Here is a 12,294-nt window from a genome sequence, read left to right on the forward strand (position 1 = left end):
GCGGCCGGGCGGCCGGTAGCGGCCCGCCGTGCCGACGTTCCGGCCGGTGACCGCTAATCTGCGCACCTATGGAACTGCGTCACCTCGGGCGGAGCGGGCTCGCGGTCTCCCGGCTGGGCCTGGGCACGATGACCTGGGGGCAGGACACCCCTCCCGAGGACGCCGCCGCGATGCTGGTCGCCTTCGTGGAGGCCGGGGGCAACTTCGTGGACACCGCCGACGTCTACGGCGACGGCGACAGCGAGCGGGTGCTGGGCCGGCTGCTGCGCGAGGTGGTGCGCCGCGACGACCTGGTCATCGCCACCAAGGCCGCGATCCGCCCGGACGGCAGTTACGACGGTTCCCGCCGGCACCTGCTGGCGGCGCTGGACTCCTCGCTGGACCGGCTCGGCCTCGACCACGTGGACCTGTGGCAGCTGCACGCCTACGATCCGGTGACCCCGCTGGAGGAGACGCTGGCGGCGCTGGACGAGGCGGTGGCCTCCGGCCGCACCCGCTACGTGGGGGTGTCCAACTTCGCCGGGTGGCAGCTGGCCAAGGCCGCCGCCTGGCAGCGGGCCTGGCCGGGCCGCGCCCCGATCGTGTCCACCCAGATGGAGTACTCGCTGCTGCACCGGGAGATCGAGCGGGAGGTGCTGCCGGCCGCCGAGGACGCCGAGGTGGGGGTGCTGCCGTGGTCCCCGCTGGGCCGGGGGGTGCTGACCGGCAAGTACCGCACCGGGATCCCGGCCGACTCGCGCGCGGCCACCACCCGGTACGCCGAGTTCGTCCGCCCGTACCTGGGCGAGCAGAGCCGGCTGATCGTGGAGTCGGTGTCCACGGCCGCCGAGGGGCTGGGCGTGTCGCCGCTGGCGGTGGCGCTGTCGTGGGTGCGGGACCGGCCGGGGGTGGTGGCCCCGATCGTCGGCCCGCGCACCCCCGCCCAGCTGACCGCGATCCTGGCGACCGAACAGGTGACCCTGCCGGAAGAGATCCGCGATGCCCTCGACGACATCTCCGATGTCTGAGCCGGTCCTCGATCCCGCCCTGGCGGAGCTGTTCGCGACCGCGGGCGTTCCGGAGGGGTACGCCCGGCGGGCCGCCGACCGGCTCGGCGCGCGGGCGGCCGAGCTTCTGCGCGAGGACCCGTGGCGGCTGCTGCGGGTGCCGGGGGTGCGGCCCGAGCAGGCCGACCACTTCGCCCGCCGGGTGCTGGAGCGGCTCGGCGAGCAGCCGCGTCCCGACGACCCGCGGCGCGGCCGGGCGCTGGTGGTGCACGTGCTGACCGAGGCGGCGCGGCGGGGGCACACCGCGATGACGCCGCAGGCGGTGCGGTCGGCGCTGGGGGCGCTGCGGGTGCCGGACCCCGACCGGGCGATCGAGGCGGCGCTGGACGAGGCCGAGGTGGTGCCGCTGCTGGAGGAGCCCGACCTCGACGCGCTGGAGGAGGACGAGGACCTGCCCGAGCCGGAGGAGTCGCTGGGCCTGGCCCGGTACGCGCTGGCCGAGGAGGCGGCGGCCGAGGGGCTGCGGCGGCTGACGGCGACGGCCGGGCCGCTGCTGCCCGACGAGACCGTCCGTTCGCTGCGCTCGGGCCTGCCCGAGGACCGGGCGCTGGCGGTCACGGCGGCGGCCCGGACCGGCGTGAGCGTGCTGCACGGCGCTCCCGGCGACGTGGAACGGACCGCCGTGCTGATCGCCCGGGCGTTCGCCGGGCAGGGCGTGGACGTCGCGGTGGCCTCCGCCACGATGACGGCGGCAAGGTATCTGGGCGGGGGCACGGGACTGTACGGCCTGCTGGAGGCCGCGTGCCCGCCGGGGGCTCCGGGCGGGGCGGTGGCGTTCGGGCGCGGCGAGCAGCGGCCGCTGGAGGCCGGGCTGGTGGTCGTTCCGGACGCGCAGGCGCTGGACGTGGAGACTGCCGCCGCGCTGGTGGAGGCGTGCGCGGACGGGACGCATCTGGTGCTGGGCGGGGATCCCGCGGCGCTGCCGTCGGTGGGGCCGGGCCGGGTGCTGGCGGATCTGGCCGGATCCGAGACGGTCCCGGTGATCGACCTGGAGCCGGAGGGCGGGCCGCTGGCGGAGTTCGCCGCCGCGGCGCGGCGCGGCGAGCTGGCGACCGTGGACGCGCCGGGCCGGGAGGTCGTGGTGGTCCCGGCGGGGTCGGAGCAGGAGGCGGTGCACCGCGCGGTCCAGCTCGTCACCGACTCCATCCCGCGGGCGCTGGGCATCCCCGTCGAGGACGTTCAGGTGGTGACGCCGCTGGCCGGGGGCCAGGCGGGGGCCGCGGCGCTGAACGCGGCCCTCAAGGAGCGCCTGAACCCCGGCCCCGGGGTGTGCGGCGGGTTCGATCCCGGTGACCGGGTGATCGTCGCGGTGCCGGTGGAGGGGGTCGCGGCGGGCGAGATCGGCACCGTGGTCGACGCCTCCCCCGCCGGGCTGCGGGTGGCGTTCGCGGCGGGCGCGGAGCCGGTGGCGATCCCGGCGGCGGCGCTGCCCCGGCTGCGGCACGGCTGGGCGGCCGTGCCCGGCCTGGCCCGCGCCGCCCGCCCGCCGGCGGTGGTGGCGGTGCTGCCGCAGGAGGCGGCCGGATCGCTGTCGCGCCCGCTGGCGGTGACCGCGTTCGGCCTGGCCCGGCGGCATCTGTCGGTGGTGCACAACGCGGGGGCGGCGCTGGCGCGGGCGGTCCGCGAGCAGACCGGCGCGCCGCGCGAGACCAGGCTGGCGCGGCTGCTGCGGCAGTGACCGCCCCGGACGCCGCCGCCACGCCGCGATCGGATCGCCGGGAGCGTGGCCTTTCCCCGACCGTTTCTTTAGACTTGCTGTCAACAGCGGCCTCGGCGAAGGAGGGCGATGTCCCAGCACGTGCGCTTGCGGCGGACCGGACGGCGGATCGGCAGGGTGGCCACGGTGATGTCGGCGGGGACCTTCGCGGTGGCGGTCGGGGCGGCCCCGGCCCTGGCGGCCGAGCCGTGCCCTCCGGGCACCGACCTGGAGAGCACGCTGAAGAACTGGGAATGCCAGTGGAACAACCTGTGGAAGCCGCCCGTCACGGCCTCCCCCTCGGCTCCCGCGCCCGCCAAGCCCGCCGCGCCCAAGCCGACCACCTCGACCAAGCCCAGGCAGACCGGCCAGAAGACCACCCGTCCGGAGAACAGGCCCGCGCAGCGGCGCACACGGCCGCCGGGCCGGGTGTCCGCCGGCGGGTCCGCGGCCGACGTTCCCACCGTGAACGGCGACCTGCGCTCGTACGAGTCCCAGGACGTGCCGGAGTTCCCCGGGACGCTGCCCGCCCCGCAGGTGGCCCCCGGCGGCCCCGCGCCCTCGGGCCGGACGCTGGAGCGGACCCGGATCGCCCCCATGGCCGCCGCCGGGCCGCGGCAGGGCGACCAGATGATGTGGGTGGCGATCGCCTCCGGCGCCGCCGGGGTGGTGGGGGCGCTGCACCTGAGCGTGCTGTCCCGCAGCCTGCGCCGCCGCGCGGCCGGCTAGCCCGGACATGGCCAGGGCCCCGCTCCGGCACGGAGACGGGGCCCGGAAGAGTGATCGCCTGACGCGTTCCCGGGGTCCGGGGTCGCTCCCCTCAGGCGACTACGCGCCGACCGCGTGGACGCCGCCGTCCACGTGCACGATCTCCCCGGTGGTCGCCGGGAACCAGTCCGACAGCAGCGCCACGCACGCCTTGGCGGCCGGTTCGGCGTCGGCCACGTCCCAGCCGAGCGGGGCGTGCTTGGGCCACAGGTCGCGCATCTCGTTGAAGCCGGGGATGCTCTTGGCCGCCATGGTGCCCAGCGGCCCGGCGGCGACCAGGTTGACCCGGATGCCCTGCGGGCCGAGGTACTTGGCCAGGTAGCGGGCGGTGGACTCCAGGCCCGCCTTGGCCACGCCCATCCAGTCGTAGACCGGCCAGGCCACGCTGGCGTCGAAGTCCAGCCCGACCACCGACCCGCCGTCCTTCATCAGCGGCAGGCAGGCCATGGTCAGGGACTTCAGCGAGTACGTCGACACGTGCACCGCGGTGGCGACGTCCTCCCACGGGGTCTCCAGGAAGTTGCCGCCCAGCGCGGTCTCGGGCGCGAACCCGATCGCGTGGACCACCCCGTCCAGGCCGTCCATGTGCTCGCGGACCTGGTCGGCCAGCCCCGCCAGGTGGTCGTCGTCGGTGACGTTCAGCTCGATCACCGGCGGCGGGTCGCCCTCCAGCCCGGACGGCAGCCTCCTGGCGATCCGCTGGGTCAGCGTGGGCCGCGGGTAGGCGGTCAGCACGATCTGCGCGCCCTCCAGCTGGGCCAGCCGCGCCACGTGGAAGGCGATCGAGGCGTCGGTCAGGACGCCGGTGACCAGGATCCGCTTGCCTTCGAGAAGTCCCATCTCAGTGCCCCATCCCCAGTCCGCCGTCCACCGGGATCACGGCCCCGGTGATGTAGGAGGCGTCGTCGCCGGCCAGGAACCGCACCGCCTTGGCGACCTCCTCCGGCTCGGCGATCCGGCCGAGCGGGACCAGCGACTTGATCGCGTCCCGCCGCTCCTCGTCGAGCGCGCGGGTCATGTCGGTGTCGACGAAGCCGGGCGCGACCACGTTCACGGTGACGTTGCGGGAGCCGAGCTCACGGGCCAGCGACCGGGCGAAGCCCACCATCCCGGCCTTGGAGGCGGCGTAGTTGGTCTGCCCGGCCGAGCCCATCAGGCCCACCACCGACGACACCAGCACGATCCGGCCGTAGCGCTTGCGCATCATCTGCTTGGCGGCGCGCTTGGCGACCCGGAACGCCCCGGTCAGGTTGGTGTCCAGAACGGAGGTGAAGTCCTCCTCGCTCATGATCGCCAGCAGGGTGTCCCTGGTCATCCCCGCGTTGGCGACCAGCACCTGCACCGGGCCCTGCTCGGCCTCGACCTTGCCGAACGCCTCGTCGACCTCCTCGGCGCTGGTGACGTCGCACTTGACCCCGAACAGGCCGGCGGGCGGCTCCCCGGAGCGGTAGGTGACGGCCACCGCGTCGCCGGCGGCGGCCAGCTCCCGGGCGATCGCCAGGCCGATCCCGCGGTTGCCCCCCGTCACGAGGACGGACCGACTCATCTCATACCTCCTGGATCGTCCCCGCGCGGCGCTCGGGCCCGCGGGAGGCGCTGCGTGACAGGCGAACCGGTGCGTCGACCGGGCGCTGCGTCAGCGTTCGAGACTAGTGGCGGGGCCGCCCCCGGTGAGATGTGGCATACCGACAAGAACCCTCCGGCGCCTTTGTACGCCGGTAGGTTCGGGACCGTGCACGAGATCGATCCTGCCTTCACCGCGCTGCCGTTGCGCGCGCTGGCCGACGCGGCGCTGACCCGCGCCCGCGAGCTGGGCGCCGCGCACGCCGACTTCCGCCTGGAACGCATCCGCAGCCAGACGCTGCGGCTGCACGACGCCAACCTGCAGACCGCCCTGGACGCCGACGACCTGGGCCTGTCGGTCCGCGTGGTCAAGGACGGCACCTGGGGGTTCGCCGCCGGGGTGGACCTGACCGCCGACGGGGCCGCCAAGGTCGCCGAACAGGCGGTCCGGGTCGCGGAGGTGGCCCGTCCGGTCAACCGCGAGCCGATCGAGCTGGCCCCCGAGCCGGTGCACGGCGAACGGACCTGGGTGTCGGCCTACGAGGTCGATCCGTTCACGGTGGCCACCGCCGACAAGGTGGCGCTGCTGGAGGAGTGGAGCCGCCGGCTGCTGGCCGACGGGCGCGTCGACCACGCGGACGCCGCGCTGCTGCAGGTGCGGGAGAACAAGTTCTACGCCGACCTGGCCGGGACGGTCACCACCCAGCAGCGGGTGCGGCTGCATTCGGTGCTGGAGGCGGTGGCGGTCGCCGGCGGCCGGTTCGACACGATGCGGACGCTGGCCCCGCCGGTCGGCCGCGGGTACGAGTGGCTCACCGGCCGTCCCGGGTCGGGCGCCTGGGACTGGGACGGGGAGCTGGCGCGGCTGCCGGAGCTGCTGGCCGAGAAGCTGGCGGCGCCGTCGGTGGAGCCGGGCCGCTACGACGTGGTGATCGACCCGTCGAACCTGTGGCTGACCATCCACGAGTCGATCGGGCACGCCACCGAGCTGGACCGGGCGCTGGGCTACGAGGCGGCCTACGCGGGCACCTCGTTCGCCACCCCCGACAAGCTGGGCGAGCTGCGGTACGGGTCGCCGGTGATGAACGTGACCGGGGACCGGACCGCCGAGCACGGGCTGGCCACCATCGGCTACGACGACGAGGGCGTGCGGACCCAGGAGTTCCCCATCGTCACCGAGGGCGTGTTCACCGGCTACCAGCTCGACCGGCGGATCGCCCGGCTGACCGGGCAGGAGCGCAGCAACGGGTGCGCGTTCGCCGACTCGGCGTCCAGCATGCCGCTGCAGCGGATGGCGAACGTGTCGCTGAAGCCCGCCCCGGACGGGCCGTCCACCGAGGAGCTGATCGCCGGGGTGGAGCGCGGCCTGTACATCGTCGGCGACAAGAGCTGGTCGATCGACATGCAGCGGTACAACTTCCAGTTCACCGGGCAGCGGTTCCACCTCATCGAGAACGGGCGGCTGGCCGGGCAGGTGCGGGACGTGGCCTACCAGGCCACCACCACCGACTTCTGGAACTCCATGGAGGCGGTGGGCGGCCCGCAGACCTACGTGCTGGGCGGGGCGTTCAACTGCGGCAAGGGCCAGCCGGGGCAGATCGCCCCGGTCAGCCACGGCTGCCCGTCGGCGCTGTTCCGCGGCGTCAACATCCTCAACGCGGTGAAGGAGGCCGGTCAGTGACCCCGCAGGAGACCGTGGAGAAGGCGCTGGCGCTGTCGCGGGCCGACGACTGCGTGGTGATCGCCGAGGAGTCGAGCACGGCCAACCTGCGGTGGGCGGGCAACACGCTGACCACCAACGGCGTCACCCGGTCGCGGCGGCTCACCGTGATCGCGCTGAGGAGGGCCGGGGACGGGATGGCCGCCGGGGCGGTGTCGCGGACCGCGGTGCCGGACCACCAGATCGAGGACGTGGTGCGCCAGGCCGAACGGGTCGCCGCCGCCAGCGGGCCCGCCGAGGACGCCGCGCCGCTGGTCACCGAGATGGCCGGGGGCGGGGCGTGGGATTCCCCGCCCGCCGAGACCGAGATCGGGGTGTTCTCCGGCGTCGCCCCGGCGCTCGGCGAGGCGTTCGCGGAGGCCGAGGCCGCCGGGCGGCGGCTGTACGGGTTCGCCAACCACATGGTGACCTCGACGTACCTCGGCACGTCCGGGGGGCTGCGGCTGCGGCACGACCAGCCGACCGGGCTGGTGGAGCTGAACGCCAAGCTGGCCGGGGCGGCCGGCGGCGGGTCGGCGTGGGCCGGGGTGGGCACCCGCGACTTCACCGACGTGGACGTGTCCGCGCTGGCCGGCGACCTGGCCCGGCGGCTGGAGTGGAGCCGCCGCCGGGTGGACCTGCCGGCCGGGCGGTACGAGACGATCCTGCCGCCCAGCGCGGTCGCCGACCTGATGATCTACCTGTACTGGACGGCGGGGGCGCGGGACGCCCACGACGGGCGGACGGTGTTCAGCGCGCCGGGCGGCGGCACCCGGGTCGGCGAGAAGCTGGCCGACCTGCCGGTCACGCTGTCCAGCGACCCGGCGGCCCCGGGGCTGGAGTGCGCCCCGTTCGTGGTCGCGCACGCCTCGGGCCCGACCGCCTCGGTGTTCGACAACGGGCTGCCGATCGGGGCCACCGACTGGATCAGCGACGGCACGCTGGCGGCGCTGACCCAGACCCGGCACTCGGCGGGCCTGACCGGGCTGCCGCTGACCCCCGGCGCCGACAACCTGATCATGCGGGGGCCGGCCGGCGCGTCGGCGTCGCTGGAGGAGATGGTGGCGCGCACCGAGCGGGGGCTGCTGCTGACCTGCCTGTGGTACATCCGCGAGGTGGACCCGCAGACGCTGCTGCTGACCGGGCTCACCCGCGACGGGGTGTACCTGGTGGAGGGCGGCGAGGTGGTCGGCGAGGTCAACAACTTCCGGTTCAACGAGAGCCCGGTCGACCTGCTGTCGCGGATCACCGAGGTCGGCGCGACCGGGCGGACCCTGCCGCGCGAGTGGTCGGACTACTTCACCCGCGCGGCGATGCCGCCGGTCCGGGTGGCCGACTTCAACATGTCGACGGTCAGCCAGGCGTCCTGACGGCCGCGGACAGGTCACCGTGAGCCTCGCCGTCAGGGCGGGGCCACGGTGGCCCGCCGGGCGCTCAGGCCTCCTCGAGCCGGAAGCCGACCTTCAGGCCGACCTGGAAGTGCGCCACCTGGCCGTTCTCGATCTGCCCGCGGACCTCGGTCACCTCGAACCAGTCCAGGTGCCGCAGGGTCTGCGCGGCCCGGGCGATGCCGTTGCGGATGGCCTGCTCCACGCCGTCCGGCGAGGTGCCGACGATCTCGGTCACCCGGTACGTGCGGTCGGTCATGACTGCTCCCCTGCTGTCGTGGCGCGTACGACCTGCGCCTAACGTGGACGTGTGAAGGTGTTTCCCCGCAGACGCGCCGACGTGTACACCGTCACCGACGCCCCGGTGCCGATGTCCCAGGACATCGGTCATCGCCAGCGGCGCTATCTGCTCTCCATGGGCGTCCGCACGGTGTGCTTCGTGGCGGCCGTGGTCACCGCGGCGGCGGGGGCTCCGGTCTGGGTGGCGCTCGCGCTGGTCGTCGGCGCGGTGGTGCTGCCGTACGTGAGCGTGGTGATGGCCAACGGGGGGCGGGAGCCGCAGCCGAGGATGGACGTGGCCGACGACCTGGCCGGCCATGCCGCCCACCAGGGGACGGACCGCAAACAGATTTCCGGACACCCTCCGGAAATCGGTGCGTGACTTTTCCTTGACTAACCGCGGGGGGTTTCGGTGTACGATTTGTTCCGGCGCTCTGGTCCCCCGTCGGAGCGCCCGTGCCGGTGTTCCGGGCCCCCGTCGGAACACCGATGACGCGACGCCGGGTGGATTGCCCCCGTATCCACCCGGCGTCGCCTTTTCTCCGCCCTGACCTGCGACGTACCGGCCGTCGAACCTCCCGTGACCCGGCCCGGCGGAAGGCTTTACTCGTTCTTTACCCGCTCATCCCGCCACCGCGCGGCGCAGGTCCTCGCGCAGCACCGCCCCCTGGACCAGCAGCTCCCGCTGCACGGCGGCGGCGGGCACCTCGCGGGGCGGCTTGCCGGAGCGCACGGCCAGCGCCGCGCAGACGCCGGCGGCCTGGCCGGTGGCCATGGAGATCGGCATGATCCGGTAGGACGAGTGCGCCACATGGGTGCCGGAGATGCAGCGCCCGGCCACCAGCACCCGCTCCACCCCGACGGGGTGCAGGCACCGCAGCGGGATGTCGTAGGACTCCCCCAGCGGCAGCCGGCGCAGCGTCGTCCCGGTCCCCTGGGGGTTGTGGATGTCGACCGGGTAGGCGCCGTGGGCGATCGCGTCGTCGAACTTGCGGGCGCCCAGGACCTCCTCGCCGGTCAGCACGTGGTCGCCGATGATGCGGCGGGTCTCGCGCACGCCGATCTGCACGCCGCTCTGGACGACGTAGGCGTCCTCGAACCCCGGCACCCGGTCGCGCAGGAAGCGGGTGATCTGCTCCATCTGGCGGCGCCCGGCGCACTCGGCCCGGGTCAGGTCCCACACGCTGGTGCCCAGCGCCCTGGTCACCCGGGTGCTGTTGACGCTCACCTCCCGCGGATGCGGGGTGGCGAAGAACAGCAGGTCCTCGCGGGGCAGGTCCAGCTCGCCCGCGGCGGTGGCCTGCTCGATGAGGTCCCACAGGCCGTGCACGCCGCGCCACTGGTCGGGATGCTCGCGCACGTACCCGGCGAACCGCGGCTGGTCGAACTCCACCATCCGGAACATCAGGGTCATCGGCTGGACCAGCCCGTCCTCGGGGCGGCCCACCTCGTACCGGGCCCCGGAGGCGGCGGCCACGTCCCCGTCGCCGGTGCAGTCGATCACCACGTCGGCCTCGACGACGACGGGGCCGGACTTGGTCTCGAACACCACCCGCCGGGTGTCGGGGCCGGTCAGCACGTCGGAGGCCAGCGAGTGCAGCAGCAGCTCGACGCCGGCCTCGTCGATCAGGTCCAGGGCGACCAGCTTGAACAGCTCCGGGTCGAACGGCACCGTGTAGCCGGTCCGCACCGACGGGGTGACGGCGCCGCCGCGGGCGGTGAGCCGTTCCAGCAGCCGCCACAGCACTCCCCCCACCATCGGGTCGCCCTCGCCGTGGTCGGTGGGCAACAGCCGGGTGTCGTCGCCGGGGGCCTGCTGCCGCTTCTCGTTGTGGAACGACATCAGCGGCATGACCAGGGCGGCGGTGGCGTTGCCGCCGAGGAATCCGTACCGTTCGGCCAGCACGACGCGGGCCCCGGCGGCCGCGGCGCCGAGCGCGGCGCCCAGCCCGGCCGGTCCCCCGCCGACCACGAGCACCTGGGTGCGGGCGGCGTACCGGGCCCGGCGAGGGGGCAGCGTGACGTGCACCGCGTCCGCGGGCGGTCGCAGCACCGGCATGGGGGGTCTCCTCGGGATCAGGTCAGCCGATCTTGTCGATGAAGTCCCCGAAGCGTTCGCAGGTCATCCGGGCCCGCTCGCGGAGCGCGGCGACCCGTTCGCGCAGGACGGGCATCCGGTCGGCATGCTCGTCCCACAACCGGTCGACCTCGGCCAGCAACGGCCCGGCCTCCGAGCGCGCCACCCCGGTCAGTGCGGGGGCGCCCACGACCTGCGCGAAGTCGAAGACCTTCCCAGCGTACGGCAACGGCAGGAATGGCACGCCCGCCAGCGCCATGAAGATCAGGAAGTGCAGCCGCATCCCCACCGCCAGGTCCAGATGCCGGGCCAGCCCGAGGATCTGCGCCGGGCGGTACTGGCCGTGCAGGATCCGGCCGCGCCGGGCGGCGGTCATGTGCGACAGCACCGCGTGGGAGTGCCGGACGTCGTCGGCCTCCATCGGGACGAACAGCAGATGGGCGTCCAGCCGGCGCACCAGGAAGTCGCCGACCTCGCCGAGCAGCGCGTGGTAGCTGTCGACGTCCAGGTGCTCGGCGGCGCGGCCCGGCTCGCGCACCGACATGCCGATCAGCCGGGCGTCCGGCGGGACGCCCTCGTCGCGGAGCATCTCCCGGGTGAACGGCTCCGGCTCCATCAGCATCGCCGGGTCGGCGGTCACCGTGATCGTCCGGGTGACGCCGACGTCCTCCAGGACGAGCTTGGACTCCTCGTCCCGCACGGTCAGGTCGGTGAGGTCGTTCATCACCTCGCGGACGATCCGCCGGTCCTCGGCGTCGCGCAGCGGCCCGGCGCCGACCGCGTAGGCGAACGTCGGGATGCCGTGCTCCTGGGCGTCGCGCACCAGGCGCAGGTAGCCGCCGGCCTCGCCGTCGTAGATGATGCCGCCGCCGCCGAGCACCAGCCCGTCCAGGCGGCGGATCGACCCGCGGACGTGCTCGCGGCCCACCCGCTGCCAGGCCACCGTGGCGGCGACCCGATGGTGGGCGCGGGTGTGCTCGGGATTGCGGCTGAACACCACGGGCCGCCCGGCGGGCCGGTGATGCCGCAGGCAGCTCAGCACGCACTCCAGGATGGCCTCGTCACCGAGGTTCAGGCCCCCGTAGGAGCCCAGCAGGCCGATCGTGGGCGACCGGTCGTGGAGCGTAGGTGCGGTCATCATCCTCACGCGGTCTCTTCCGTGGTCCGGGACGGTGGCCGCGATACCCGGCGGCCGGGCGGGCAATCGCCGGGCCGCCGGATGTGATCGCCGTCTCCCGCCCGGTCGCCCCGGCCTTCGCTCAACCCTTGCTGCCCGAGGTGACCAGCCGGCGGATGTCGGGCGGCAGGCTCTCCTCGACCTTCTCGATGATCCGGCCCTCGGTGGCCTGGTGCACGATCTCCAGCACGGTGCGGGCCAGGTAGGCGGCCTTGGGCTCGTCCACGCCCGCGCGGGACGCGACCCGCTCGATGAAGTCGTGCCGGTCGAACCGCTCGCCGGTGCCGGCCCCGCCGAACACCTCGGTGCGCCGCAGATGCTCGCCGATCTCGTGGGGCAGCTGCGCGGCGAGCTTGTCGGCCAGCCCCTCGGGCACCCGCTCGCCGAGCGTCTCCAGGACCGCCCGGCACGCCCGTTCCGCCTCCCCGCGACTGGACAGCCGGGCCCGGTTCTGCACGAGACCGATGAACTCGTCATGCTGCATGTCGACCGCTCCTTTCTCCGGATTGGTCCTTCGCGAGTTGTCGGGGTGCCCGCTGTCGGGGCGGACTAACCGGCCGCGGCCCAGGTCGCCGGCGCGGCCCCGATCCTGTCCCCGGCG

General features: G+C 74.5%; 12 protein-coding genes. 6 read left to right on the plus strand and 6 right to left on the minus strand.

Going from position 1 to position 12,294, the window contains the following annotated elements:
- Nucleotides 1–68 precede the first annotated feature (68 nt).
- The 3 genes from HNR21_RS24705 (at nt 69) to HNR21_RS24715 (ending at nt 3,471) form a co-directional block, all read left to right on the plus strand.
- The gene (locus HNR21_RS24705; protein ID WP_119730624.1) at nt 69–1,007 is read left to right on the plus strand and encodes an aldo/keto reductase; all 939 of its coding nucleotides are present in this window, start codon (nt 69–71) and stop codon (nt 1,005–1,007) included.
- Nucleotides 1,000–2,724: a helix-hairpin-helix domain-containing protein gene (locus tag HNR21_RS36125; RefSeq protein ID WP_281402063.1), complete on the plus strand. Its 1,725-nt coding sequence runs from the start codon at nt 1,000–1,002 to the stop codon at nt 2,722–2,724. The genes HNR21_RS24705 and HNR21_RS36125 overlap by 8 nt, the downstream gene beginning before the upstream one ends.
- Nucleotides 2,725–2,832: 108 nt before the next feature.
- On the plus strand, nt 2,833–3,471 hold the full coding sequence (locus tag HNR21_RS24715) for a hypothetical protein (protein WP_182707095.1): 639 nt from the start codon (nt 2,833–2,835) through the stop codon (nt 3,469–3,471).
- A 99-nt stretch (nt 3,472–3,570) separates the two neighbouring features.
- On the opposite strand, the gene fabI is transcribed toward HNR21_RS24715, so the two are convergent.
- Together fabI and fabG are read right to left on the minus strand one after the other, a co-directional pair.
- Nucleotides 3,571–4,350 (minus strand): enoyl-ACP reductase FabI, encoded by a 780-nt coding sequence (fabI, locus tag HNR21_RS24720; protein WP_182707096.1) that lies wholly within the window; start codon nt 4,348–4,350, stop codon nt 3,571–3,573.
- A gap of 1 nt (nt 4,351) precedes the next feature.
- The gene (gene fabG, locus HNR21_RS24725; RefSeq protein ID WP_119730628.1) at nt 4,352–5,056 is read right to left on the minus strand and encodes a 3-oxoacyl-[acyl-carrier-protein] reductase; all 705 of its coding nucleotides are present in this window, start codon (nt 5,054–5,056) and stop codon (nt 4,352–4,354) included.
- Between the two features lie 186 nt (nt 5,057–5,242).
- Here fabG and HNR21_RS24730 point away from each other — a divergent pair, with 186 nt between their 5' ends.
- Both HNR21_RS24730 and HNR21_RS24735 read left to right on the plus strand, forming a co-directional pair.
- Entirely contained in the window at nt 5,243–6,754 is a 1,512-nt protein-coding gene (locus HNR21_RS24730; protein WP_312881227.1) for a TldD/PmbA family protein, read from the plus strand.
- Nucleotides 6,751–8,142 carry a metallopeptidase TldD-related protein gene (locus HNR21_RS24735; protein WP_182707098.1) on the plus strand — a complete coding sequence of 464 codons (1,392 nt, stop codon included), beginning with the start codon at nt 6,751–6,753 and terminating at the stop codon, nt 8,140–8,142. The genes HNR21_RS24730 and HNR21_RS24735 overlap by 4 nt, the downstream gene beginning before the upstream one ends.
- Nucleotides 8,143–8,206: 64 nt before the next feature.
- Here the strand turns inward: HNR21_RS24735 and HNR21_RS24740 are convergent, their stop codons facing one another.
- A complete protein-coding gene (locus HNR21_RS24740; RefSeq protein ID WP_119730630.1) occupies nt 8,207–8,419 on the minus strand; it encodes a dodecin in 213 nt (70 codons plus the stop codon).
- Between the two features lie 51 nt (nt 8,420–8,470).
- Here HNR21_RS24740 and HNR21_RS24745 point away from each other — a divergent pair, with 51 nt between their 5' ends.
- Nucleotides 8,471–8,821, plus strand: a complete 351-nt coding sequence (locus tag HNR21_RS24745; protein WP_233358720.1) for a DUF3099 domain-containing protein — start codon at nt 8,471–8,473, stop codon at nt 8,819–8,821.
- Between the two features lie 240 nt (nt 8,822–9,061).
- On the opposite strand, the gene HNR21_RS24750 is transcribed toward HNR21_RS24745, so the two are convergent.
- The 3 genes from HNR21_RS24750 to HNR21_RS24760 form a co-directional block, all read right to left on the minus strand.
- Nucleotides 9,062–10,498 carry an FAD-dependent oxidoreductase gene (locus tag HNR21_RS24750; protein WP_182707099.1) on the minus strand — a complete coding sequence of 479 codons (1,437 nt, stop codon included), beginning with the start codon at nt 10,496–10,498 and terminating at the stop codon, nt 9,062–9,064.
- Nucleotides 10,499–10,520: 22 nt separating this feature from the next.
- Nucleotides 10,521–11,654, minus strand: coding sequence for a polysaccharide pyruvyl transferase family protein (locus tag HNR21_RS24755; RefSeq protein ID WP_182707100.1), 1,134 nt, complete (start codon nt 11,652–11,654; stop codon nt 10,521–10,523).
- Between the two features lie 121 nt (nt 11,655–11,775).
- On the minus strand, nt 11,776–12,177 hold the full coding sequence (locus HNR21_RS24760) for a DUF2267 domain-containing protein (RefSeq protein WP_119730632.1): 402 nt from the start codon (nt 12,175–12,177) through the stop codon (nt 11,776–11,778).
- Between the last annotated feature and the right edge of the window lie 117 nt (nt 12,178–12,294).

Origin of the sequence: Thermomonospora cellulosilytica, from assembly GCF_014138835.1 — a bacterium.
Lineage (GTDB): Bacteria > Actinomycetota > Actinomycetes > Streptosporangiales > Streptosporangiaceae > Thermomonospora > Thermomonospora amylolytica.

Coding starts and splice junctions, on each gene's coding strand:
- HNR21_RS24755 (WP_182707100.1), bottom strand. CDS start 11,654: ATGACCGCACCTACGCTCCACGACCGGTCGCCCACGATCGGCCTGCTG.
- fabI (WP_182707096.1), bottom strand. CDS start 4,350: ATGGGACTTCTCGAAGGCAAGCGGATCCTGGTCACCGGCGTCCTGACC.
- HNR21_RS24715 (WP_182707095.1), top strand. CDS start 2,833: ATGTCCCAGCACGTGCGCTTGCGGCGGACCGGACGGCGGATCGGCAGG.
- HNR21_RS24750 (WP_182707099.1), bottom strand. CDS start 10,498: ATGCCGGTGCTGCGACCGCCCGCGGACGCGGTGCACGTCACGCTGCCC.
- HNR21_RS24760 (WP_119730632.1), bottom strand. CDS start 12,177: ATGCAGCATGACGAGTTCATCGGTCTCGTGCAGAACCGGGCCCGGCTG.
- HNR21_RS24740 (WP_119730630.1), bottom strand. CDS start 8,419: ATGACCGACCGCACGTACCGGGTGACCGAGATCGTCGGCACCTCGCCG.
- fabG (WP_119730628.1), bottom strand. CDS start 5,056: ATGAGTCGGTCCGTCCTCGTGACGGGGGGCAACCGCGGGATCGGCCTG.
- HNR21_RS24705 (WP_119730624.1), top strand. CDS start 69: ATGGAACTGCGTCACCTCGGGCGGAGCGGGCTCGCGGTCTCCCGGCTG.
- HNR21_RS36125 (WP_281402063.1), top strand. CDS start 1,000: ATGTCTGAGCCGGTCCTCGATCCCGCCCTGGCGGAGCTGTTCGCGACC.